The sequence below is a fragment of the Pseudomonas sp. R25(2017) genome, from assembly GCF_002112565.1.
In the GTDB taxonomy this organism is placed as follows: Bacteria; Pseudomonadota; Gammaproteobacteria; order Pseudomonadales; family Pseudomonadaceae; genus Aquipseudomonas; species Aquipseudomonas ekonensis.
The window spans coordinates 52,872-75,414 of sequence record NZ_NEHZ01000012.1 but is presented as its reverse complement, the minus strand read 5'-3'; the positions used below and the strand labels follow the sequence as shown (position 1 = coordinate 75,414).

Below are 22,543 nucleotides of genomic sequence, written 5' to 3'. Positions count from 1 at the left end.
GAAGGCCCTTACTGGCTGGAAACGGAAGGAGATTTGTCGGCGGACTGGGGGCCGACGGCCGCCGCCGGATAGAAGAACACCGCCAGCGCCACCGCCAGATAGATCACGTAGGCACCCAAGGTGCTGACGGTCGGCGCGTCCTGATAGCCGAACATGCCGGCCAGCACCGAACCCACGGGGCCGTCCATCGGCAATGTCTCGCTGACGTCGAACAGTACGGTCTGCAAGTGGTTCCACAGCCCGGCCTCATGCAGGGCCTGCACGGAATTGGCGAGGATCCCGGCAGCGACCACGAGGATGAACAGCCCGGTCCAGCGGAAGAACGCCGAAAGGTTCAGGCGCATGCTGCCGGTGTAGATCAGGAAGCCGACGATGACCGCCAGGACCAGGCCGAGCAGGGCGCCGATCGGCGCGGCCGGGCCTTCGCTCTGCTGGAACACCGCCAACAGGAAGAACACGGTTTCCAGGCCTTCCCGGGCGACGGCGAAGAACACCATGGCGATCAGCGCGATGACCTGGTGCTTGGAGGTGGTCAGGGCCTGGTCGAGGGACGCCTGCAAGGAGTGCTTGATCGAGCGCGCCACCTTGCGCATCCAGAACACCATGGAGCTGAGGATGCCCACGGCCACCAGGCCGACCACGCCTTCGAACAGTTCCTGCTGCTTCTGCGGAAACTCGGCGCTGACCAGCTCCAGGCCGCCACCCACCAGCAAGGCCAGGGCCGCCGCGAGAAACACGCCGATCCACACCGCCGGCATCCAGTGCCCGCGGCCGGTCTGTTGCAGGTAACTGGCGATGATGCCGACGATCAGCGCGGCTTCAATGCCCTCGCGCAACATGATCAAAAAAGGGACGAGCATTCGGTGTCCATGGGGTCGGGAAATGTAGTTACAAGTTGTAACATAATGAAATTCATTCTCACATGGCATCCGTTGACATTTACCTGAACCTTAGCTGAACAACCTGTTTTTGCATGGCCGAAACAGCGGTGGCCGTAGAAGGAGATCCTTGTGGGAGCCAGCCTGCTGGCGATGACATCAGCGAAGGCGCTATAGGGCTGCTGCTCACCAGGAAATGTGCCGGCCTTGAGCCGCTGCGTTAAGATGCCGGCACTCGAACAACCACGGATCAGCCGCGCTCCATGTCGGAAAAAGACACCATCGCCATTCAGCTCGTGCGCGAGGCGCTGCTGCAAAGCTGCGCACCGGGCCAGGCCACGGAAGAAGTGCTGAACAAGGTCGGGATCGCCCCGGCGCTGCTGCAGACCGACCACAGCCGGGTGCCGGCCTCGCAGTACGCCAGGCTTTGGCGGCTGCTGGCCCGGCGCGGCGATGACGAGTTCTTCGGCATGGATCCGCGCCGGCTCAAGTCCGGCAGCTTGGCGTTCCTCTGTCGCACTGCGATGGCGCAACCCAACCTTGCCTTGGGATTGGCCAGCGGGCTGAGTTTCCTGTCGCTGATGCTGGACAAACTGCCGGCGCAACTGGTGCATCAGCAGAGCCTGGCGGAGATCGTTCTGCTGGAGGAGGACCCCGAGCCGCGCCGGGCGTTCACCTATTTCACCTACTGGATGATCGTCCACGGCGTGGCCTGCTGGCTGGCCGGGCGGCGGATCCCGATCCTGTCCATCGAGCTGCGTTGCGCGCAGCCGGACTTCTGCGACGACTACCGGGTGATGTTCTCGCAGAACCTGCGCTTCGACCGACCGCGTACCCGGATGATCTTCGCCGCCGATTGCCTGGACCTGCCGATCAAGCGCAGCGCCGATGAGCTCAAGCGCTTCCTGGCCCATGCCCCGGCCAACATCCTGGTGAAGTACCGCGACCCGCAAAGCCTGGCCAGCCGGATCCGTCACGACCTGCGCCAGTTGCCCGCCGAGCAGTGGCCGGAAACCGAAGCCCTGGCCCAGCAGTTGTGCATGTCGGCCTCGACCCTGCGCCGCCGGCTGGCGGAAGAAGGGCAGACCTGGCAGGGCCTCAAGGACGGCGTGCGCAAGGAACTGGCGATCGCCTGGCTGGCGGAGCCTTCGATCAGTTTCGCCGAAATCGCGGCGCGCCTGGGGTTTGCCGATGCCAGTTCGTTCTACAAGGCGTTTCGCAAGTGGTCGGGGAGCAATCCCGGGCATTACCGCAGCCTGATCCTGAACGAGGCGGTCTGATCTGGATTCTGCGATGAATTGACCGGCCTCATCGCCAGCAGGCCGGCTCCCACAGGGCCTGAGCCTTGGCCAAACCGGTCATCCAACTTGACGCCTTTGACCATTGCCGCGCTCGCTGTGCGGAGCGACTATCCCGGTGTTGTTTACGGTTCCCCAACCTAATAAGAACACAGAGGGATTCTGGCAATGCGCGATTACTTGTCCGCCACCGAACAGTTCAACTATCAGCACACCGTGGACGCCGCCCTCAGCGGCACGCTGGAGGCGCTCAACGCCTGTGTCGAATGCTGTGACCGTCACGCCTTGCCGGGTCGCATCGCGTTGTTCTGGGAAGGCCGCGACGGCGCCAGCGCGACCTACACCTTCAGCGACCTGCAGGATCAGGCCGCGCGCTTCGCCAATTTCCTGCTCGCCCAGGGCGTGCGCAAGGGTGACAAGGTCGCCGGCCTGCTGCCGCGCAACATCGAACTGCTCATCACCGTGTTCGCGACCTGGCGCATCGGTGCGGTGTACCAGCCGCTGTTCACCGCGTTCGGGCCCAAGGCCCTGGAACATCGCCTGAACAGTTCCGGCGCCAAAGTGGTGGTCACCGATGCCGTGAACCGGCCCAAGCTCGCCGAAGTCGACGGTTGCCCGACCGTGGTCACCGTCGGCGGCGCCAAGGGCCAGGGCATCGTGCGGGGCGATTTCAGTTTCTGGGCCGAACTGGCCCACCATTCCAACGTCTGCGAACCGGTGCTGCTCACCGGCGAAGACCCGTTCCTGCTGATGTTCACCTCCGGCACCACCGGCCCGTCCAAGGCGCTGTCGGTGCCGCTCAAGGCCATCGTCGCCTTCCAGAGCTACACCCGCGACGCCGTGGACCTGCGCCCGGAAGACGCGTTCTGGAACGTGGCCGATCCGGGCTGGGCCTACGGCATCTATTTCGGCGTCACCGGGCCGTTGTCGATGGGGCACCCGATCACGTTCTACGACGGCCCGTTCACCCTCGAAAGCACCTGCCGGGTGATCAACAAGCTCGGCATCACCAACCTGACCGGCTCGCCGACCGCGTACCGTCTGCTGATCGCCGGCGGCGACGAGTTCGCCAAGTCGATCAAGGGCAAGCTGCGCATCGTCAGCAGCGCCGGCGAGCCACTGAACCCGGAGGTGATCCGCTGGTTCGCGGACAACCTGGGCGTGGCCATCCACGACCACTACGGCCAGACCGAACTGGGCATGGTGCTGTGCAACCACCATGGCCTGGAGCACCCGATCCACCTGGGCGCCGCCGGTTTCGCCTCGCCGGGCCACCGCATCGTGGTGCTCGACGAGCAAAACACCGAACTGGGCGTCGGCCAGCCCGGCATCCTCGCCATCGACCGCGACCGCTCGCCGATGTGCTGGTTCGCCGGCTACGAAGGTGCGCCGACCAAGGCTTTCGTCGGCCACTACTACCTGAGCGGCGACACTGTGGAGTGGAACCCCGACGGCAGCATCAGCTTCGTCGGCCGCAGCGACGACGTGATCACCACGTCCGGCTACCGGGTCGGCCCGTTCGACGTGGAAAGCGCGCTGATCGAACACCCGGCGGTGATCGAGGCGGCGGTGGTCGGCAAGCCCGACCCTGAGCGCACCGAACTGGTCAAAGCCTTCGTGGTGCTCAACCCGCAGTACCGCGCCGAACCTGCGTTGGCCGAAGAATTGCGCCAACACGTGCGCAAGCGCCTGGCCGCGCACTCGTACCCCCGTGAAATCGAATTCGTCAGCGACTTGCCCAAGACCCCGAGCGGCAAGTTGCAGCGCTTCATCCTGCGCAACCAGGAAATCGCCAAGGCTCAAGAGGCCGCGGCGAAAAACGTTTCAGCTTGAATCCAAGGAAACCGTCATGCAGATCGAGAACAAGGTATTTATCGTCACCGGCGGCGCGTCCGGCCTAGGGGCCGCCACCGCCGAATCGCTGGTCAAGGCCGGCGCCAAGGTGATGCTGGTGGACATGAACGCCGAAGCCGTCGCCGCCCAGGCCCAGCGCCTCGGCGCCCACAGCACGGTGGCGGACATCAGCAACGAGGCCGCCGCCGAAGCCGCCGTGCAGGCGACGCTCAAAGCGTTCGGCAGCCTCAACGGGCTGGTCAACTGCGCCGGCATCGTGCGCGGCGAGAAGATCCTGGGCAAGAACGGCCCGCACGCGCTGGCCAGCTTCAGCCAGGTGATCAACGTCAACCTGATCGGCAGCTTCAACATGCTGCGCCTGGCCGCTGCGGCCATCGCCGAAAGCGAAGCCAACGCCGACGGCGAACGCGGGGTGATCATCAACACCGCGTCGGTCGCCGCGTTCGACGGCCAGATCGGCCAGGCCGCGTACTCGGCCTCCAAAGGAGCGATCGCCAGCCTGACCTTGCCCGCCGCCCGCGAGCTGGCGCGGTTCGGCATCCGTGTGATGACCATCGCCCCGGGCATCTTCGAGACCCCGATGATGGCCGGCATGACCCCCGAGGTGCGCGACTCCCTGGCCGCCGGCGTGCCGTTCCCGCCGCGCCTGGGCAAGCCTGCCGAGTACGCCGCGCTGGTTCGGCATATCATTGAGAACAGCATGCTCAACGGCGAGGTGATCCGTCTCGACGGCGCCTTGCGCATGGCCGCCAAGTAAGGAGGATTTGTCATGACCACCGCCAACGATCCGATCGTCATCGTCAGCGCCGTCCGCACCCCGATGGGCGGCTTCCAGGGCGAACTGAAAAGCCTCACCGCGCCGCAGCTGGGCGCCGCCGCCATCAAGGCCGCCGTCGAACGTGCCGGCATCCGGGCCGATGCCGTCGATGAAGTCCTGTTCGGCTGCGTGCTGCCCGCCGGCCTCGGCCAGGCCCCGGCGCGCCAGGCCGCGCTGGGCGCGGGGCTGAACAAGTCGACCCGCTGCACCACCGTCAACAAGATGTGCGGCTCCGGCATGGAGACCACCATCCTGGCCCACGACATGCTCGTGGCCGGCAGCGCCGACGTGGTCATCGCCGGCGGCATGGAAAGCATGTCCAACGCGCCGTACCTGCTCGACCGCGCCCGCAGCGGCTACCGCATGGGCCATGGCCGGGTGCTGGACTCGATGTTCCTCGACGGCCTCGAAGACGCCTACGACAAGGGCCGCCTGATGGGCACCTTCGCCGAGGACTGCGCCGAGACCAACGGCTTCACCCGCGAGGCCCAGGATGCCTTCGCTATCGCCTCGACCACCCGCGCCCAGCAGGCGATCAAGGACGGCGCGTTCAAGGATGAGATCGTTCCGCTGACCGTGACCGTCGGCAAGGAACAGGTGGTGATCAGCAACGACGAGCAGCCACCCAAGGCCAAGCTGGACAAGATCGCTTCGCTCAAGCCGGCGTTCCGCGAGGGTGGCACCGTGACGGCGGCCAACTCCAGCTCGATCTCCGACGGCGCGGCGGCGCTGGTGCTGATGCGCCAGTCCCAGGCGCAGACGCTGGGCCTCAAGCCGCTGGCGGTGATCCACGGCCATTCGGCGTTCGCCGACACGCCGGGCCTGTTCCCGGTGGCGCCCATCGGTGCGATCAAGAAGCTGATGAAGAAAACCGGCTGGTCCCTGGAGCAGGTCGACCTGGTGGAAGTCAACGAGGCCTTCGCCGTGGTCGGCATGGCCGCCATGACCCACCTGGAGATCCCCCACGAGAAGCTCAACGTGCACGGCGGCGCCTGCGCCCTGGGCCACCCGATCGGCGCGTCCGGCGCGCGGATCCTGGTGACGCTGCTCTCGGCCCTGCGCCAAAGGGGCCTGAAGCGCGGCGTGGCGGCGATCTGCATCGGCGGCGGCGAAGCCACGGCGATGGCCGTGGAATGCCTCTACTGATCGCCAGGTCCCAACCCCTGTAGGAGCCAGCCTGCTGGCGATGGCGGCGGATCATCGACCTCTCTGTCGACTGACACACCGCTATCGCCAGCAGGCTGGCTCCCACACGAAGCAGTCGGCGTGACTTTTTAAGGATTCACCATGATTCCCAACGAAGACCAACAACAGATCCGCGACATGGCCCGGCAGTTCGCCGAGGAGCGGCTCAAGCCGTTCGCCGCCGAGTGGGACCGCGAGCACCGTTTCCCCAAGGAAGCCATCGGCGAAATGGCCGGCCTGGGCTTCTTCGGCATGCTGGTGCCGGAGCAGTGGGGCGGTTGCGACACCGGTTACCTGGCCTACGCCATGGCCCTGGAAGAGATCGCCGCCGGCGACGGCGCCTGCTCGACCATCATGAGCGTGCACAACTCGGTGGGCTGCGTGCCGATCCTCAAGTTCGGCAACGACGACCAGCGCGAACGCTTCCTCAAGCCGCTGGCCAGCGGCCAGATGCTCGGCGCCTTCGCCCTGACCGAGCCCCAGGCCGGTTCCGACGCCAGCAGCCTGAAGACCCGGGCGCGGCTGGAAGGCGACCACTACGTGCTCAACGGCTGCAAGCAGTTCATCACTTCCGGGCAGAACGCCGGGGTCGTGATCGTGTTCGCGGTGACCGATCCGGGCGCCGGCAAGCGCGGCATCAGCGCGTTCATCGTGCCCACCGACTCGCCGGGCTACAGCGTCGCGCGGGTCGAGGACAAGCTCGGCCAGCACGCCTCCGACACCTGCCAGATCCTCTTCGAGGACGTGAAGGTGCCGGTGGCCAACCGACTGGGCGAAGAGGGCGAGGGCTACAGGATCGCCCTGGCCAACCTGGAAGGCGGGCGCATCGGCATCGCTTCGCAATCGGTGGGCATGGCCCGCGCCGCGTTCGAGGCCGCCCGTGATTACGCCCGTGAGCGCGACAGCTTCGGCAAGCCGATCATCGAGCACCAGGCCGTGGCCTTCCGCCTGGCGGACATGGCCACCCAGGTCGCCGTGGCCCGGCAAATGGTGCATTACGCCGCCGCCTTGCGCGACAGCGGCCAGCCGGCGCTGGTCGAGGCGTCGATGGCCAAGCTGTTCGCCTCGGAAATGGCCGAGAAGGTCTGCTCGATGGCGCTGCAGACCCTCGGCGGTTACGGTTACCTCAACGACTTCCCGCTGGAGCGCATCTACCGCGATGTGCGGGTCTGCCAGATCTACGAAGGCACCAGCGACATTCAGCGCATGGTCATTTCGCGCAATCTTTGAGAAGGAATCCACACATGAGCTATGAAACGATCCTGCTGGAAACCCATGGCCGCGTCGGCCTGATCACCCTGAACCGGCCGCAGGCGCTCAACGCCCTGAACGCGCAACTGGTCAGCGAAGTGAACCGTGCCCTGGACGGTCTGGAAGCCGATGCGAACATCGGCTGCATCGTCATCACCGGTTCCAAGAAGGCCTTCGCCGCCGGCGCCGACATCAAGGAAATGGCGGAGCTGACCTATCCGCAGATCTACATGGACGACCTGTTCAGCGACAGCGACCGGGTGGCCAACCGGCGCAAGCCGATCATCGCGGCGGTCAACGGTTTCGCCCTGGGCGGCGGCTGTGAGCTGGCGCTGATGTGCGACTTCATCCTGGCCGGCGACAACGCGAAGTTCGGCCAGCCGGAAATCAACCTCGGCGTGCTGCCGGGCATGGGCGGCACCCAGCGCCTGACCCGCGCGGTGGGCAAGGCCAAGGCCATGGAGATGTGCCTGAGCGGCCGTCTGATCGGCGCCGAAGAGGCCGAGCGTTGCGGCATCGTGGCGCGCATCGTGCCGAGCGACGAATTGCTGGACGAGGCGCTGAAAGTGGCGGCGGTGATCGCCAGCAAGTCGCTGCCGATTGCGATGATGGTCAAGGAAAGCGTCAACCGCGCCTTCGAAGTGAACCTGACCGAAGGCGTGCGCTTCGAGCGCCGGGTGTTCCATGCGGCGTTCGCCACCCATGACCAGAAAGAAGGCATGGCGGCGTTCATCGCCAAGCGCGAGGCTGAGTTCAAGGGCCAATGAGGCGGCGCCGCTGCCTGGCAAGTCGAAGCGTCGCACCGCAGCTCTCACAGGGTCTGTTCCGATCACATCATCTGTGAAAGATCCAGTTCACTGTGGGAGCTGCACCGCAAATGCCCTGTGGGAGCCAGCCTGCTGGCGATAGCGGAGTGTCAGCCAACAGAGATGCCGATGACCCACCGTCATCGCCAGCAGGCTGGCTCCCACAGTTTGAGCTTCAACACAAAACCAATGTGGGAGCGGGCTTGCCCGCGATGGCGGCGTGTCGGCCGACACACATGCCGGCGATCCGACACGGTTCAGAGAAAGACCGCAGCCTCATGCAGGCTGCGGTCTTTTGCTTTCAGATCAGGTAGTGCTTGAGCTCGCGGGCGATGACCATGCGCTGGATCTCGCTCGACCCTTCGTAGATCTGGGTGATCCGCGCGTCCCGGTAGTATTTCTCCACCGGGTAATCCTCCAGGTACCCGTACCCGCCATGGATCTGGATCGCCGAGGAGCAGACCTTCTCGGCCATTTCCGAGGCGAACAGCTTGGCCTGGGAGGCTTCGGACAGGCACGGCTTGCCGGCGGTGCGCAGGCGGGCGGCGTGTAGGATCATCAGCCGTGCGGCGTTCAGTTGCATGTGCATGTCGGCCAGCAGGTTGGCGATGCTCTGGTGCTCGATGATCGGCGTGCCGAACTGCACGCGCTCACGGGCGTAGGCCAGCGCCGCTTCGAAGGCTGCGCGGGCGATGCCCAAAGCCTGGGCGGCGATGCCGATGCGGCCGCCTTCGAGGTTGGACAGGGCGATGGCCAGGCCCTTGCCGCGCTCGCCCAGCAGGTTGGCCTCGGGGATGCGGCAATCGTTGAGGGTCACGGCGCAGGTGTCGGAGGCGCGGATGCCCATCTTGTGTTCGCTGCGGTCAACGGTGAAGCCCGGGGTGTCGGTGGGCACCAGGAACGCCGAGATACCTTTCTTGCCCAGCTCCGGGTCGGTCACCGCAAACACGATGGCCAGCTTGGCCCGCTTGCCATTGCTGACGAACTGCTTGGCGCCGTTGATCACCCACTGGCCGTCGCGCAGTTCGGCGCGGGTGCGCAGGTTGTGCGCCTCGGAGCCGGCCTGGGGTTCGGTCAGGCAGAAGCAGCCGATCACCTGACCGCTGGCCAGGTCCGTCAGCCAGGTCTCTTTCTGGGCCTGGCTGCCGTAGTTGAGCACCGGGCCGCAGCCCACCGAGTTGTGGATGCTCATGAACGCGCCGGTGGCGCCGTCACCGGCGGAAATCTCTTCCACCGCCAGGGCATAGGCGACGTAATCGACATAGCTGCCGCCCCATTCCTCCGGCACCACCATGCCGAGCAGGCCCAGTTCGCCCATCTTCGCCACCAGGCCGTCGTCGATCCAGCCGGCCTTTTCCCAGGCTTGCGCGTGGGGCGCGATTTCGCCGCGGGCAAAGTCCCGGGCCATGTCGCGGATCATCACTTGTTCTTCAGTCAGTTCGAGATCGTGCATGGCTCAGCTCCCGCTCTCAGTGAAACCTTGGAAGAAACCCGCGACCCGTGCGGCGTCCAGCGCCTTGAGGGTGGGCGGGTTCCAGCGTGGGGATTTGTCTTTGTCGATCAGCAGGGCGCGCACGCCCTCGATCAGGTCGCCGCGTTCGAACCACTGCCGGTCCAGGTGCAGTTCGAGGGCGAAGCAATTGTCCAGGCTCAGGTGCCGGCCCCGGCGCAGCATTTCCAGGGTCACGGCCATGGCCAGCGGCGAACGGGTCTCCATCAGGTCTGCGGTGGCGGTGGCCCATTCATGGCTGTCGGCGACGGTCACGGTGCGCAACTGTTCGACGATGGCCGGGACGTCCGGCAGGGCAAAGAAATGGTCGATGGCCGGGCGCAAGGCCTGGAGCGGCGCGTCGGGCAGGGTCTGCACGGCGAGCCCGGCCAGCAGGCTCTGCAGATCCTTGAGCGGCGTGTCGTGCCATTGCAGGCGGTCGAGCCGCTCGTCGAGGGTCGCCAGTGCGGCGCTCTCCAGATACCAGTCCGCCAACCCGCAGTACAGCGCATCGGCGGCACGGACCTGTACGCCGGTGACGCCCAAGTAGATCCCCAGCTCGCCGGGGATGCGTGGCAGGAAATAGCTGCCGCCCACGTCCGGGAAGTAACCGATGGCCGTTTCCGGCATCGCCAGGCGGCTTTTCTCGGTGACCACCCGCAGGTCGGCGCCTTGCACCAGGCCCATGCCGCCGCCCAGGACGAAACCGTCCATCAGCGCCAGCACCGGTTTGCGGTAGCGGTGGATCGTCAGGTCGAGGGCGTATTCCTCGACGAAGAAGTCTTCGTGCAGCGTGTCGCCGCTCTTGTGGCTGTCGTACAGGGAACGGATGTCGCCGCCGGCGCAGAACGCCTTTTCGCCGGCGCCGCGCAGCACGACGGCGCGGATGCGGTCATCGCCCGCCCAGGCGTCGAGGTGGCGCTGCAACTGGCGGACCATGTCCAGGGTCAGGGCGTTGAGCCCGGCGGGGCGGTTGAGGGTCAGGTGACCGATGTGATTGCGAACCTCGGCCAGCACGTCGTTCTGTGTGGCATCCATGGACGGCGTCCGCGGGGATGAAGCCTGAGCAGTCATCAGTAACTCCCTGCTTTTATTGTTTTTTGTGCGGTGTGTGCGGTGTGCTCGCGCGCGAGCGTTGCCGGATCGTAACAGTGCAAATTTGCCGTGCACAACCGGGATCCGTGCAGGGGGTGTCTGCATTTTTGTCATGCCGGCGCCCGTGTCCCGTCGCAAGTGCCGGATCTTCGGCGCCCGCGACAGAATCGGCTGTGAACGTGCCGTTATCAGCACAATAGAGGGGTCGCCGCCGCCCCATACGACACCTGCCGCCGACGGTCTGTTGGCATTCTGGCCCCCGGATCCCGAGCGCTCTGCGCCAAGGGTTTCAGCCCGGGCATCACCCATGTCCCGGAACAAAAACAACAAGAACGCTGTTGCGGCCGATGCCGCATCGACTTTCTGTTCCTGCCCATAAAGGCGGCCGACCGGCGCGGTCGCGACAATTCCAGACAGATCAGGACTCAAGAAGATGAAAACCAAATGGCTGAGCGTGTCCGTACTCGCGTTGCTGTGCTGCACAACCGGCGCCCATGCGAAGGAATGGAAAGAGCTGCGGTTCGGCGTCAACCCCAGTTACCCGCCCTTTGAATCGACCACCGCCGACGGCGGCGTGCAGGGCTTCGGCGTGGATCTGGGCAATGCGATCTGCGCCGAGCTGAAGGTCAAGTGCGTGTGGGTCAGCAATGACTTCGACGGGCTGATCCCGGCGCTCAAGGCCGGCAAGTTCGACGCCATCGAGTCGTCGATGACCGTGACCGACGCACGCAAGAAGCAGATCGACTTCACCGACCGCCTGTACGCAGGACCGACCGCCATCGTCACCCGCAAGGATTCGGGCCTGCTGCCGACCGGCGAATCCCTCAAGGGCAAGACCATCGGTTACATGCAGGGCACGATCCAGGAGGCCTACGCCAAGGCCCGCCTGGGGCCGGCCGGGGTCAAGCTGCGGGCCTACCAGAACCAGGACCAGGTCTACGCCGACTTGGTGTTCGGCCGCCTCGACGCCTCGATCCAGGACAAGCTGCAGGCGCAGATGAGTTTCCTCGCATCTCCCCAGGGCGCGCCGTTCCAGAACAGCGAAGGCATCAGCGACCCGATGATCCCGTCGGACATTGCCATCGGCGTGCGCCAGGGCAACGACGAGCTCAAGGGCATGCTCAACGCCGCCATCAAGGCCCTGCATGACAAGGGCATCTACGCGCAGATCCAGCGCAAGCACTTCGGCGACCTGGACCTCTACAACAACTGATCCCCGCGCCCGCCGCGCCCAGTGTGCTGTCCAAGCGCGCAGCGCACAGAGGCGGGCGGCAAACGACAGGTGACTGGCGTGAATGACTTCCTGAGTTGGACCGGGCTCGATCTGTCGAGCCTGCAAGGCTACGGCCCGCTGTTGCTGCACGGCACATGGGTGACCCTGCAACTGTCGGCGCTGGCGCTGCTGGTGAGCATGGCCCTGGGCCTGTTGGGGGCGGCGGCCAAGCTGTCGCCGCTCAAGCTGCTCAACCTGCCGGCGACGTTCTACACCACGCTGATCCGCGGCGTGCCGGACCTGGTGCTGATGCTGCTGATCTTCTACAGCCTGCAGGGCTGGGTGAGCAGCCTCACCGAACTGATGGGCTGGCCGTACCTGGAGATCGATCCGTTCGTGGCGGGCATCGTCACCCTCGGTTTCATCTACGGCGCGTACTTCACCGAGACGTTCCGCGGGGCGATCCTCAGCGTGCCGCGGGGTCAGCAAGAGGCCGCCGCGTGCTTCGGCCTCGACCGCTGGCAGCGTTTCCGCTTCGTGGTGTTCCCGCAGATGATGCGCTTCGCCTTGCCGAGCCTGGGCAACAACTGGCTGGTGCTGCTCAAGGCCACGGCGCTGGTGTCGATCATCGGCCTGTCGGACCTGGTCAAGGTGGCCCAGGAGGCGGGCAAGAGCACGTTCAACATGCTCGACTTCCTGCTGCTGGCGGCGGCGCTGTACCTGCTGATCACCAGCGCCTCCAATTACGTGCTGCGCGCGCTGGAGCGCCGCTACAACCTGGGCGTGCGGGGGATGGCGCGATGATCGAACTGATTGCCGAGTACTGGAAACCCTTCCTGTTCAGCGACGGCGAGGCCCTGACCGGCCTGGCGATGACCCTCTGGCTGCTGGTGGCGAGCATCGCGATGGGGTTCTGCCTGTCGCTGCCTTTGGCGGTCATGCGCGTCTCGCGCCTGAGTGTGGTGCGCTGGCCGGTGCAGCTGTTCACCTACGTGTTCCGCGGCACGCCGCTGTATATCCAGTTGCTGATCTGCTACAGCGGGATCTACGGCATCGCTGCGGTGCGCTCGCAGCCGTTGCTCGAAGCGTTCTTTCGCGACGCGATGAACTGCACGTTGCTGGCGTTCACCCTGAACACCTGCGCCTACACCGTGGAGATCTTCGCCGGGGCGATCCGCAGCATTCCCTACGGCGAGATCGAAGCGGCCCATGCCTACGGCCTCAGCGGCTGGCGCCTGTACCGGCGGCTGATCCTGCCGTCGGCGCTGCGCCGGGCGCTGCCGTACTACAGCAACGAAGTGATCCTGATGCTGCACGCCACCTCGGTGGCGTTCACGGCCACCATCCCCGACATCCTCAAGGTCGCCCGGGACGCCAACGCCGCGACGTTCATGACCTTTCAGGCGTTCGGCATCGCCGGCCTGCTGTACCTCGCGCTGTCGTTCGGCCTGGTCGGCGCATTCCGCCTGGCGGAGCGGCGCTGGCTGAACTTCCTCGGCCCGGCCCACTGATCCTTTCTTTTGATCCAGAGCCGCGCCGGTGCAGGGCGGCTCCAGGAGTTTGATCCATGTACAAACTGACGGTAGAAAATCTGTACAAGCGCTTCGGTGACAACGAAGTGCTCAAGGGCGTCTCGTTGAACGCGCGGGCCGGTGATGTGGTGAGCATGATCGGCGCCAGCGGTTCGGGCAAAAGCACTATGCTGCGTTGCATCAACTTTCTGGAGCGGGCGGACGAGGGCGCCATCACCCTGGACGGCGAACGGATCCTCACGCGGCAGGGCGCCGGCGGCATGCGGGTGGCCAACCCCAAACAATTGCAGTCGCTGCGCACGCGTCTGGCGATGGTGTTCCAGCATTTCAACCTGTGGAGCCACCTGACCGTGCTGGAGAACATCGTGCTTGCGCCCTGCCGGGTGTTGGGCGAAACCCGCAAGGAGGCCGAAGAGCGGGCGCTGGCCTACCTGGACAAGGTCGGCCTGCCGCAGCGGGTGGCGCAGCAGTACCCGGCGTTCCTCTCCGGCGGCCAGCAGCAGCGGGTGGCGATCGCCCGGGCATTGGCGGTGGAGCCGGAGATCCTGCTGTTCGACGAGCCGACCTCGGCGCTGGATCCGGAACTGGTCGGCGAAGTGCTGAAAGTGATTCAGGCCCTGGCCGAAGAGGGGCGCACCATGCTGATGGTCACCCACGAAATGGGCTTTGCCCGGCAGGTGTCCAGCCAGGTGCTGTTCCTGCACCAGGGACGGGTGGAGGAGCAGGGCGACGCGAGCCTGCTCGACCGGCCGCGCAGCGAGCGTTTGCAGCAATTCCTATCGGGTCGTTTGAAGTGAGGCAAGGGATACATGGCGGACATCCGCGATCTGACGATCGTGCTTGATCGGATCGATCAGGCCATCATCGAAGTGCTGCGCCACGAAGGGCGCATCACCTATCAAAAGCTCTCCGAGCGCGTGCACCTGACGCCCAGGCCTTGCCTGGAACGGGTGCGCAAACTTGAACAGCTCGGCGTCATCCGGGGCTACGGGGCGATTCTCGACGAGAAGAAGCTGACGCCGGGGCTCTCGCTGCTGGTGCTGGTGGCGCTGTCGAACCAGAGCGGGCGCGCGGCGCAGAAGGCCTTCGAGGCCAAGGTGCGCGCCTGCCCGCAAGTGCTTGAATGCCGGCTGATCAGCGGTGCGTTCGACTACAGCCTGCGCATGCGCTGCCGGGACATGGAGCACTACCGGGTGCTGACGGAAGTGTGGTTCGACGACCCGGACCTGCACATCGACAAACTGGTCAGCCACCCGGAACTGGCGACGGTGAAGACCACGATGGAGTGAGCCGGCCCGACACCAAGACCGCAGCCCGCAGGCTGCGGTTTTTTTTGCCCGGGCGCCTGCCGAATCGGCTGGGCAAACAGCCGATTTCGACCGTTTCCATCACTGGCGGTCAGCGCAACAACCGGGTTTGTTCCGGGCCGGAACAGACAATGGGCACCTCCCAACCCTCATCGGTTCCGTGCCCATGCAGACCACCAACACCGTTTTGATGATTCGCCCGACACGCTTCTCCTTCAACCAGGACACGGCGGCGAACAACCGCTTCCAGCGCCCGGCGGAGCACGCCGAAGACGTGCAGCTCAAGGCCTTGCAGGAATTCGACGGCTACGTCGCCGCGCTGCGCGGGCACGGGGTCGAGGTGCTGGTGCACAACGACCGCGAGGCCCCGCACACCCCCGACTCGATCTTCCCCAACAACTGGTGGAGCAGCCACCCCGACGGCACGCTGGTGCTGTACCCGATGCAAGGGCAGAACCGCCGGCTGGAGCGCGACAAAGGCGTGCTCGACTGGCTGGGCGAAACCTACCGGGTCGAGCGCCTGGTGGACCTTTCCGGGCTGGAGCGCCAAGCGGTGTTTCTGGAGGGCACCGGCAGCATGGTGCTCGACCGTCAGCAGCGCATTTGCTACGCCGGCTATTCGACCCGCACCCACGGCCATGCCCTGGAGCAGGCGGTCGAGCAGTTGGGGTATTCGCTGTGCGCCTTCAACGCCGTCGACCGCCAGGGCGTGGCGATCTATCACACCAACGTGATGATGAGCGTCGGCACCCGGCTGGCTGTAGCGTGCCTGGACAGCGTCGCCGATGCCGGCGAGCGCCAGGCGCTGCGTTCGCGGCTGGAGGAGAGCGGCAAGCAGGTGATCGCCCTGGACTGGGCCCAGCTCGAATCCTTCGCCGGCAACATGCTGGAAGTCCACAACGACGCCGGCGAGCCGCTGCTGGTGATGTCGCGCACCGCGTGGCAATCGCTGAACGCCGCCCAGCGCCGCACCCTCGAAAGCCTGGCCACGCCGCTGCCGGTGAACATCGACACCATCGAACGCATCGGCGGCGGCAGCGCACGCTGCATGCTGGCCGAGGTGTTTTTCCCCAAACGCGAGCCGCAACCGCTGACCGCCAAGGAGCGCACCCGATGATCGTCCGTCCAGCCACCCCCGATGACTTGCCCGCCTTGCTGGCCCTGGCCCACAGCGCCGGCGCCGGTTTGACCACCTTGCCCGCCGACGCGGCCCGTTTGCGCCAGCGCCTGGACTGGGCGGCGAAAACCTTCGCGAAAGAAGCCTCCCGAGCCGATGCCGATTACCTGTTCGTGCTGCAGAACCCGCACGGCGAGGCCATCGGCATCTGCGCCCTGGCCGGCGCGGTGGGCCTGCGCGAGCCCTGGTACAACTACCGCTTGGGGCTGTTCGTGGCGGCGTCGAAGAACCTCGGCATCAACCAGCAACTGCCCACGCTGTTCCTGGGCAACGACATGACCGGCCAATCGGAGCTGTGCTCGCTGTTCCTGCACGCCGACCACCGCAGCGGCCTCAACGGCCGGTTGCTGTCCAAGGCGCGGTTCCTGTTCCTGGCGGAGTTCCGCGAGCGCTTCGGCGACAAGGTCATCGCAGAAATGCGCGGCTATTCGGACGAGAACGGGGTGTCGCCGTTCTGGGAAGGGTTGGGCCGGCACTTCTTCAAGATGGACTTCGCTGATGCCGACTACCTCACAGGCCTGGGCAACAAGACCTTCATCGCCGAACTGATGCCCAAGTTCCCGCTGCCCACCTGCCTGCTGCCGGAAGCCGCCCGCGCGGTGATCGGTCGCGTCCACCCCAACACCGAACCGGCGCTGGGCATGCTCAAGGCCGAAGGCTTCGAACACCGCGACTACATCGACATCTTCGACGGCGGTCCGCTGATCGAATGCGACACCGGCCAGATCCGCGCCGTGCGCGACAGCCAGGTGCTGCAACTGAGCCTCGGCACACCGGGGGACGGGGCGGATACCTGGCTGATCCACAACCGTGGGTTCGCCGACTGCAAGATCACGGCCGCGCCGGCGCGGGTGGCGGCGGGCACCTTGATCGTCGATGCGCAGACCGCCGGCACGCTGGGGCTGACGGCCGGGGCGTCGGTGCGGGCGGTGCCGCTGGCGGTGCCGGCGCGGCAGCAAGCGGCGGCGTGAGCTCGGCCCGAGGTCAGGGCTTGGCGCCGAGCACTTCGCCGATGCTGCGCCGTTTGGCGTGCAGCTCGCTGGCATGGATCAGTTGCTCAAGGTCTTCCGGGGTGACGTCGATGAAGGCTTCCATGTCGGCCAGGGCCAGTTTGAGGTCGTCGGCGGTGATGGCCAGGGCGTCCACGGGGGCGACGGCGGGGGCCGGTTCGGCGGGGCGCTTGGGGTAGTGGATGCGCGTCAGGTTGTTGTAGGCCAGCGCGCAGACCACCAGGCTCACCGCGCTGAGCATCACAGGCCCCAGGGCCGTCCAGTCCATGGCCACGGTGGCGGGGTCGGCCAGCACCATCGTCAGGGCCACGGCACCGGCCGGGGGGTGCAGGCAGCGCAGCCAGCACATCACGATCAGCGCCATGCCGGCCGCCAGGCAAGCGCTGCCCAGGGTGCGGCCCAGCACATGGGCCACCAACAGCGCGACTGTGCCGGCGCACAGGTAGCCGCCGACGATCGACCAGGGTTGCGCCAGGGCACCGGAGGACACCGCAAACAGCAGCACCGCCGAAGCGCCCAGCGGGCCCATCACGTGATAGGCCGCCTGGATGCCGAACACCTGGCTGCACACCCAGACGCTGACCAGCGTGCCCAAGGCCATGCCGACGGCGGCGCGGCTCCATTCGGTGGGACGGGTGTTGACGGCGGCAGGCAACCAGCGGGCGAGCATGTGAAGACGTTCCTCGTGGATCGGGCAGAAAAGCGCAAGGCAAAAAAAAGGACTTGTCCGTGATGTCCGGAAAGTCCTTCGAAACGTTCCAACTATTGGGGGAGGAACGCGCACAGTGTGCCAAGCAAACTGGATGCTGACAAATTCATATAAATGCAGTTTCAGTGCACTATTTTTGCAGTAAGGCCACCCGCCGTCCGCTCATGAAGCACAGGAAGCCGCCCATCGCGGTCAACGCGCTCAAGGCGTAGAACATGGTCGGCGCCGGGGTGTGCATCAGCAGGAAGCCGCAGATCACCGGGCTCAGGGCGCCGCCCAGGGCCGCCAGGTTCTGCGCGCCGTAGTAGCTGCCGCGCAGTTCTTCCGGGGCCAGGGTGTCGACGAACAGGAACTCGGACGGGTAAATGATCATCTCGCCGAGGGTGAAGATGAACATGGCGACGCACCAGCTCACCAGGCTGTCGGCCAGGCTGAAGCCGATCAGTCCGGCGATGAACAGGCCCGTGCCGGCGACGATCCAGTAGCGCAGCTTTTCCCGGCTCAGGAACCGGCCGATCTGGTATTGCAGCAGGATCACCGCGATGGCGTTGCAGGCGAGCAGGGCGGCCATGGTCTTGAGGGCCTGCTGCGAATCCTCGACCACCAGCAGGTACTGCGACAGGTACAGGGTGAAGCGCCCGTGCACCACGGTGCTGAGCAGGCAGCCGCAGGTGAACATGATCAGGGTGCGGTCGTTCTTCAGGGTCACCAGGGTCTTGAGAAAGCTCTGGGGCTGGCCGATCACGGCCACGGGGTTGGCGTCCTTGGGGATGCCGACCATCAGGAAGATGCTGGCGAAAGCGATGGCGGCGGCGATCAGGAACGGCGCGATCGGATAGACCCCGGCGATCACCACCCCGAGCATCGGCCCGGTGGCGTAGCCGATGTTGGTCAGGGTGTAGCGCAGGGAGAATGTCTTGGCCCGCTGGTTGATCGGCAGGTGTTCACTGAGGATCGCCTTGGAGCCGATCAGGAACAGGGCCGAGGCGGTTTCGGTGATCACCAGGGTGGCGGTGGTCAGGTACAGATTGTGGGCGAACGTCAGCAGCACGAAGCCGATGGCGCTGGAGAGCATCGCCAGGATCAGCAACCGGCGCTTTTCCAGGCGGTCGATGATGTAGCCGCCGTACAGCGCGAGCAGGGTGGCGATGAACACCGCGATGCCCAGCAGCAGACCGACATCCTGCTGGTTGAGGCCCAGCTTCTGGCTCAGGAACAGGGTGAGCAGCGGGCTGGTGATGGCGCGGCTGACGACGATGGTCAGCGAGACGATCATCAGACGGCGGATAACGAGCGAATACTTGGCCACGGAAAATCAAATGTCCTTATTCATTTAGTGTTTTGCTCAACTGGAAACCGCGTGGCCTTCATCGCTGGCAAGCCAGCTCCCACAGGAATCCGGGCCGGACGCAGAACCTGAGCCCGGCACACAACCCTTATGGGAGCCAGCCTGCTGGCGATGAGGCCGGCACTTCTAGCCTCGATGTCGCCTGCCGGATCGCCATCGCCAGCAGGCTGGCTCCCACAGGAATTTCGGCTGGATGCAGGACCTGAGCCCGCCGCAAAACCCTGTGGGAGCTGGCTTGCCAGCGATGAGGCCAAATGCGGCCCCCCAACAATCACGTCAGCCACCGCTCAAGCCCCGATACCGATTCCAGCGACTCCAGATGCCGCAATCGTTCCAGCAACCCTTCGGCCCGCTCCTGAGGCAACGCCCGCAGCGCCAGGCTGAAGAACTTCTCCTCCAGCGCCGCATCGCTCAGCGGATTGCCCGGCGCCCCCAACGGCACCTCGACGCACAGGCTGGCCTCACGCCCGTCCACGGTGCGGACGCTGACGACCGGCTCGCCATCCTCGGACAGTTGCCCGTCCACTTCAAGGCGAATCCGCGTCATCCACCGGGCAATGTCCGGATCGTCGCGCCGGGCGTCGTCGTAGGCCGAGAGCCGGCAATGCCCATGCGCCAGCCGCGCCGCGAGGGCGTAGGGCAGGCTCATCTGCGCCGCCGCCAGCGAAGCGGTGTCGCGCCCGCCGCACATGGCCTGCAAAAAGCCGCACAGGCGCACATGGACGTCTTCCACCTGAGGCGCCTCGACCTTGAGCTGCGCCATCAGCAGCCCCAACGCATCGATCGCCGAATGCGTCCCTCGGCACGCCGCATAAGGCTTGATCGAACAGCGGGCGAGTTTCCACACCTGGCCCAGGTCCGCCACCAGCGCCGCCGGTTGCGCGGTGCCTGGCGCGAGAGTCTTGAGAAAGCCGCCCCACACGTCATCGAACAGTTGCGACGGTCCGCTGATCCCTTCGCGGGCGAAGCGGGCGGCGAGCAACCCGCCCTCGGCGGCGCGGCCGCTGTGCAGTTTCTTGCTCTGCGAGCCGTCGTGGATGAACGCCCACAGACCGCCGCTGAAACTGCCGGCGATGCCCAGTGCCGACACGGTCTGCGCCGCGTCCAGGCCGAGGATCCGCGCGCTGGCCGCCGCCGCGCCGAACACCCCGCAGGTGGCGGTCGAGTGCCAGCCGGCGCCGTTGTGGGCCGAATAGCTGCCGCAGGCTTCCAGCACCCGTCGGCCGATCTCGTAGCCGATCACCACGGCGGTGATGAACTCGCGACCGCTCACCGGGCGCTCCGCCAGCGACAGTGCGGCCATCGCCGCCGGCAGCACCACGGCGCCGGAGTGGTCGCAGCCGCCGGTGTCGTCCAGCTCCAGCGCGTGGGCGGCGATGCCGTTGAGCAATGCGGCATCGCCGGCGCCGACCCGCTGTGAAGTGCCCCAGACCGGCACGGTTCCGGGGTCGCTGGCGAACAGCCGTTGCGCCTGAAGCGCCACGCGGCTGTCCGCCCCGGCGAGCGCTGCGCCGAAAGTGTCGAGGATGTGCCGCTTGGCCTGGGCCACCAGCGCCTCGGGCAGTGCTTCGAACCGGGTTTCGACGCAGAACTGCGCCAACCGCTGCATCGATTCGGTCATGTGAGGTAATCCCGATAATGCCGCTCATACACCGAGGCGGGATGATCCGCGCCCACCGCTTCAGCCTTCTGTGCCCACCATCGGGCGATGTCGGCGCCGCTGGCGATCCACACGTCGCCGTGCTGGCGGATGCTCTCCAGCAGCTCGCGCAGCACGCCGATCCGGCCCGGCGTGGCGATGATTTCCGGGTGCAGGCGCAGCACGTAGCACAGGCCGAACCGGTGGAAGCCGGCGAAGTCCAGCAGCAGGTTGCCCAGCGTGTGGCTGTAGGAGGCGATCCGCGACTGGGCCGGCGGTACGGCGGGGCTCAGGTTGAAGGCGAAGTAGGGTTCGTCTTCCAGTTCGTAGTGCAGCGGCAGCTCGATTACGTCCGGCGCCGTCGGGTGGGCGAACGGCAGGTCATCGCCGCGCCATGAGGACGACCAGCGAATGCCTTCGTCGCGCAGCGCTTCGATGAACCCCGGCGCGCCGTTGCCGGCCGGAATGCGGAAACCGGTCGGGCGTTGCCCGGTCAGCGTTTGCAGCGCCGCGCAGCCCTTGGCCACCTCGGCGCGTTGCGCCGCCAGGTCCAGGGTGTCGTAGTCCTGGTGGCGGTAGCCGGCACAGGCGATTTCGTGCCCGCCGGCCAGGATCGCGGCGATGTGCTGCGGGTTCTCTTCGGCGACGATGCCGGGGACGAACCAGGTGGCGGTCACTTCCAGTTCCTTGAACAGCCGCAACAGCCGTTCGACGCCCCGTTGGGTGCCGTAGCGCCACACCGACAGGGTCTTGTCGCGCCCGGCCACTTCGGGGGCCTGGGTGAGAATGCCGTGGATGTCGTTGTAGTCGACGGTCAGCGCCACGGCGCAGCGGCGGCCGGCGGGCCAGACGGTGGCGTCAGTCATGGTGATGCTCCTTGAGCCACCAGCGGGCGACGTCGCGGCAGGTGGCGAACCACACGTCGTCACGCTCGCGCATGTGTTCGAAGAGTTGTTCCAGCAGCAGGATGCGCCCAGGCTTGCCGGTGATTTTCGGGTGGAACAGGGTGGTCAGGCACAGCCCTTCGTCCATCGCGCCGTCGTACTCGCGCCGCCAGTTGTCCAGGGTCAGGGCGTAGCTGGCGGTGCGGTCCAGGCCGGACGGGAAGTTCGGCGCGCGGGTGTAGGCGAGGGAGGCGTAGTCGTCCATTTCCCAGCGGCCGGGGATCTCCACCAGCGGCGTGGCGTGGCCCGGCACGTCGACCAGGTACGGGCGGTCGTCGCCGCGCATGCTGCTGGAATAGATGACGCCGTTGTCGGCGAGCATCTTCGGGGTCTCGGCGCGCCAGTCGCCGGACGGGGTGCGGAAACCCTCGGCGCGGATGTGCAGGTGCTGCCAGAACACCTCGCGGGATTTCTGCATGACGGCCTGCTGCTCGTCGAGCGTCAGGGCGTAGAAGGATTCGTGCTTGTAGCCGTGGTAGGCCACCTCATGGCCGCGCTCGACGATGGCCTGGCATTGCCTTGGCCAGTTCTCCACGACCCAGGCCGGGACGAAGAACGTGGTCGGCAGCCTGAACGCGTCGAGCAGGTCCAACAGGCGCGGCAAGGCACGGTAAGGGCCGTAGCCGCCGAAGCCGAAATACTCGGGCTTGCGCCAGATCGAGCCGTTGAGCATGGCGTCGCCGGTGGGGCCGTCGAGGTCGAAGGCCAGGGCCAGACAGGCTTTGTGCCCGTCGGGCCAGGTGGGGGGAAGCGGGGAGGACATCACAGGCACTCCAACCATCAATGGATAAACACAAGACCTTGCGGGGGCGGCCTTGCGGTGTGTCATTGGCCGGAGATTTCGCCTGATCCGGCCCTATCGCGGGCAAGCCCGCTCCCACAGGGTTAAATGTCGGGCCCGGGTTCCGTGTACAACCGGGATTCCTGTGGGAGCGGGCTTGCCCGCGATGAGGCCGGTACAGCCGACACCGCCGCCGCGATCAAAACCGCT

At 66.1% G+C, this 22,543-nt stretch carries 21 protein-coding genes; 13 read left to right on the top strand and 8 right to left on the bottom strand.

The window, feature by feature from the left end; translation table 11 throughout:
* Positions 1-8 precede the first annotated feature (8 nt).
* Complete coding sequence (gene efeU / locus CAG31_RS16795) at positions 9-860, bottom strand: iron uptake transporter permease EfeU (RefSeq protein ID WP_085583097.1); 852 nt, start codon at positions 858-860, stop codon at positions 9-11.
* A gap of 281 nt (positions 861-1,141) precedes the next feature.
* Between efeU and CAG31_RS16790 the strand changes: the two genes are divergently transcribed.
* The 6 genes from CAG31_RS16790 (at position 1,142) to CAG31_RS16765 (ending at position 8,050) form a co-directional block, all read left to right on the top strand.
* Positions 1,142-2,158 carry an AraC family transcriptional regulator gene (locus CAG31_RS16790; RefSeq protein WP_085583095.1) on the top strand — a complete coding sequence of 339 codons (1,017 nt, stop codon included), beginning with the start codon at positions 1,142-1,144 and terminating at the stop codon, positions 2,156-2,158.
* A 186-nt stretch (positions 2,159-2,344) separates the two neighbouring features.
* Positions 2,345-4,009 carry an AMP-binding protein gene (locus tag CAG31_RS16785; protein ID WP_085583093.1) on the top strand — a complete coding sequence of 555 codons (1,665 nt, stop codon included), beginning with the start codon at positions 2,345-2,347 and terminating at the stop codon, positions 4,007-4,009.
* Between the two features lie 16 nt (positions 4,010-4,025).
* Positions 4,026-4,787: an SDR family NAD(P)-dependent oxidoreductase gene (locus tag CAG31_RS16780; RefSeq protein WP_085583091.1), complete on the top strand. Its 762-nt coding sequence runs from the start codon at positions 4,026-4,028 to the stop codon at positions 4,785-4,787.
* A gap of 12 nt (positions 4,788-4,799) precedes the next feature.
* Positions 4,800-5,993, top strand: coding sequence for an acetyl-CoA C-acyltransferase (locus CAG31_RS16775; protein WP_085583089.1), 1,194 nt, complete (start codon positions 4,800-4,802; stop codon positions 5,991-5,993).
* A gap of 141 nt (positions 5,994-6,134) precedes the next feature.
* Positions 6,135-7,262: an acyl-CoA dehydrogenase gene (locus CAG31_RS16770; protein WP_085583087.1), complete on the top strand. Its 1,128-nt coding sequence runs from the start codon at positions 6,135-6,137 to the stop codon at positions 7,260-7,262.
* Positions 7,263-7,276: 14 nt separating this feature from the next.
* On the top strand, positions 7,277-8,050 hold the full coding sequence (locus tag CAG31_RS16765; RefSeq protein ID WP_085583085.1) for an enoyl-CoA hydratase: 774 nt from the start codon (positions 7,277-7,279) through the stop codon (positions 8,048-8,050).
* 340 nt (positions 8,051-8,390) lie between these two features.
* Here the strand turns inward: CAG31_RS16765 and CAG31_RS16760 are convergent, their stop codons facing one another.
* Positions 8,391-9,542 (bottom strand): acyl-CoA dehydrogenase family protein, encoded by a 1,152-nt coding sequence (locus CAG31_RS16760; protein ID WP_085583083.1) that lies wholly within the window; start codon positions 9,540-9,542, stop codon positions 8,391-8,393.
* A 3-nt stretch (positions 9,543-9,545) separates the two neighbouring features.
* On the bottom strand, positions 9,546-10,652 hold the full coding sequence (locus tag CAG31_RS16755) for an enoyl-CoA hydratase/isomerase family protein (protein ID WP_085583081.1): 1,107 nt from the start codon (positions 10,650-10,652) through the stop codon (positions 9,546-9,548).
* 454 nt (positions 10,653-11,106) lie between these two features.
* Here CAG31_RS16755 and CAG31_RS16750 point away from each other — a divergent pair, with 454 nt between their 5' ends.
* The 7 genes from CAG31_RS16750 (at position 11,107) to astA (ending at position 16,873) form a co-directional block, all read left to right on the top strand.
* Positions 11,107-11,886, top strand: a complete 780-nt coding sequence (locus tag CAG31_RS16750; protein WP_085583079.1) for a transporter substrate-binding domain-containing protein — start codon at positions 11,107-11,109, stop codon at positions 11,884-11,886.
* Between the two features lie 78 nt (positions 11,887-11,964).
* A complete protein-coding gene (locus CAG31_RS16745; protein ID WP_085583077.1) occupies positions 11,965-12,690 on the top strand; it encodes an ABC transporter permease in 726 nt (241 codons plus the stop codon).
* Complete coding sequence (locus CAG31_RS16740; protein WP_085583075.1) at positions 12,687-13,397, top strand: ABC transporter permease; 711 nt, start codon at positions 12,687-12,689, stop codon at positions 13,395-13,397. The genes CAG31_RS16745 and CAG31_RS16740 overlap by 4 nt, the downstream gene beginning before the upstream one ends.
* 56 nt (positions 13,398-13,453) lie before the next feature.
* Positions 13,454-14,215: an ABC transporter ATP-binding protein gene (locus CAG31_RS16735; protein WP_085583072.1), complete on the top strand. Its 762-nt coding sequence runs from the start codon at positions 13,454-13,456 to the stop codon at positions 14,213-14,215.
* A 12-nt stretch (positions 14,216-14,227) separates the two neighbouring features.
* Positions 14,228-14,707 (top strand): Lrp/AsnC family transcriptional regulator, encoded by a 480-nt coding sequence (locus CAG31_RS16730; protein WP_085583070.1) that lies wholly within the window; start codon positions 14,228-14,230, stop codon positions 14,705-14,707.
* A gap of 184 nt (positions 14,708-14,891) precedes the next feature.
* The gene (gene ctlX / locus CAG31_RS16725; RefSeq protein WP_085583068.1) at positions 14,892-15,842 is read left to right on the top strand and encodes a citrulline utilization hydrolase CtlX; all 951 of its coding nucleotides are present in this window, start codon (positions 14,892-14,894) and stop codon (positions 15,840-15,842) included.
* Positions 15,839-16,873, top strand: coding sequence for an arginine N-succinyltransferase (gene astA, locus CAG31_RS16720; protein WP_085583066.1), 1,035 nt, complete (start codon positions 15,839-15,841; stop codon positions 16,871-16,873). Before ctlX ends, astA begins: the two co-directional genes overlap by 4 nt.
* Positions 16,874-16,886: 13 nt before the next feature.
* Here astA and CAG31_RS16715 read toward each other — a convergent pair whose 3' ends face one another.
* From CAG31_RS16715 to CAG31_RS16695, 5 genes are all read right to left on the bottom strand, one after another.
* On the bottom strand, positions 16,887-17,582 hold the full coding sequence (locus CAG31_RS16715; protein ID WP_085583064.1) for an HPP family protein: 696 nt from the start codon (positions 17,580-17,582) through the stop codon (positions 16,887-16,889).
* Positions 17,583-17,751: 169 nt separating this feature from the next.
* The gene (locus tag CAG31_RS16710; RefSeq protein ID WP_085583062.1) at positions 17,752-18,930 is read right to left on the bottom strand and encodes an MFS transporter; all 1,179 of its coding nucleotides are present in this window, start codon (positions 18,928-18,930) and stop codon (positions 17,752-17,754) included.
* A gap of 310 nt (positions 18,931-19,240) precedes the next feature.
* The gene (locus tag CAG31_RS16705; protein ID WP_085583060.1) at positions 19,241-20,590 is read right to left on the bottom strand and encodes an MmgE/PrpD family protein; all 1,350 of its coding nucleotides are present in this window, start codon (positions 20,588-20,590) and stop codon (positions 19,241-19,243) included.
* Complete coding sequence (locus CAG31_RS16700; RefSeq protein ID WP_085583058.1) at positions 20,587-21,474, bottom strand: polysaccharide deacetylase; 888 nt, start codon at positions 21,472-21,474, stop codon at positions 20,587-20,589. Before CAG31_RS16700 ends, CAG31_RS16705 begins: the two co-directional genes overlap by 4 nt.
* Positions 21,467-22,315: a polysaccharide deacetylase gene (locus tag CAG31_RS16695; RefSeq protein WP_085583056.1), complete on the bottom strand. Its 849-nt coding sequence runs from the start codon at positions 22,313-22,315 to the stop codon at positions 21,467-21,469. The genes CAG31_RS16700 and CAG31_RS16695 overlap by 8 nt, the downstream gene beginning before the upstream one ends.
* Between the last annotated feature and the right edge of the window lie 228 nt (positions 22,316-22,543).

Coding starts and splice junctions, on each gene's coding strand:
- CAG31_RS16760 (WP_085583083.1), bottom strand. CDS start 9,542: ATGCACGATCTCGAACTGACTGAAGAACAAGTGATGATCCGCGACATG.
- CAG31_RS16695 (WP_085583056.1), bottom strand. CDS start 22,315: ATGTCCTCCCCGCTTCCCCCCACCTGGCCCGACGGGCACAAAGCCTGT.
- ctlX (WP_085583068.1), top strand. CDS start 14,892: ATGCAGACCACCAACACCGTTTTGATGATTCGCCCGACACGCTTCTCC.
- CAG31_RS16740 (WP_085583075.1), top strand. CDS start 12,687: ATGATCGAACTGATTGCCGAGTACTGGAAACCCTTCCTGTTCAGCGAC.
- CAG31_RS16735 (WP_085583072.1), top strand. CDS start 13,454: ATGTACAAACTGACGGTAGAAAATCTGTACAAGCGCTTCGGTGACAAC.
- CAG31_RS16770 (WP_085583087.1), top strand. CDS start 6,135: ATGATTCCCAACGAAGACCAACAACAGATCCGCGACATGGCCCGGCAG.
- CAG31_RS16705 (WP_085583060.1), bottom strand. CDS start 20,590: ATGACCGAATCGATGCAGCGGTTGGCGCAGTTCTGCGTCGAAACCCGG.
- CAG31_RS16700 (WP_085583058.1), bottom strand. CDS start 21,474: ATGACTGACGCCACCGTCTGGCCCGCCGGCCGCCGCTGCGCCGTGGCG.
- CAG31_RS16790 (WP_085583095.1), top strand. CDS start 1,142: ATGTCGGAAAAAGACACCATCGCCATTCAGCTCGTGCGCGAGGCGCTG.
- CAG31_RS16765 (WP_085583085.1), top strand. CDS start 7,277: ATGAGCTATGAAACGATCCTGCTGGAAACCCATGGCCGCGTCGGCCTG.
- CAG31_RS16780 (WP_085583091.1), top strand. CDS start 4,026: ATGCAGATCGAGAACAAGGTATTTATCGTCACCGGCGGCGCGTCCGGC.
- CAG31_RS16750 (WP_085583079.1), top strand. CDS start 11,107: ATGAAAACCAAATGGCTGAGCGTGTCCGTACTCGCGTTGCTGTGCTGC.
- efeU (WP_085583097.1), bottom strand. CDS start 860: ATGCTCGTCCCTTTTTTGATCATGTTGCGCGAGGGCATTGAAGCCGCG.
- CAG31_RS16730 (WP_085583070.1), top strand. CDS start 14,228: ATGGCGGACATCCGCGATCTGACGATCGTGCTTGATCGGATCGATCAG.
- CAG31_RS16785 (WP_085583093.1), top strand. CDS start 2,345: ATGCGCGATTACTTGTCCGCCACCGAACAGTTCAACTATCAGCACACC.
- CAG31_RS16755 (WP_085583081.1), bottom strand. CDS start 10,652: ATGACTGCTCAGGCTTCATCCCCGCGGACGCCGTCCATGGATGCCACA.
- astA (WP_085583066.1), top strand. CDS start 15,839: ATGATCGTCCGTCCAGCCACCCCCGATGACTTGCCCGCCTTGCTGGCC.
- CAG31_RS16775 (WP_085583089.1), top strand. CDS start 4,800: ATGACCACCGCCAACGATCCGATCGTCATCGTCAGCGCCGTCCGCACC.
- CAG31_RS16715 (WP_085583064.1), bottom strand. CDS start 17,582: ATGCTCGCCCGCTGGTTGCCTGCCGCCGTCAACACCCGTCCCACCGAA.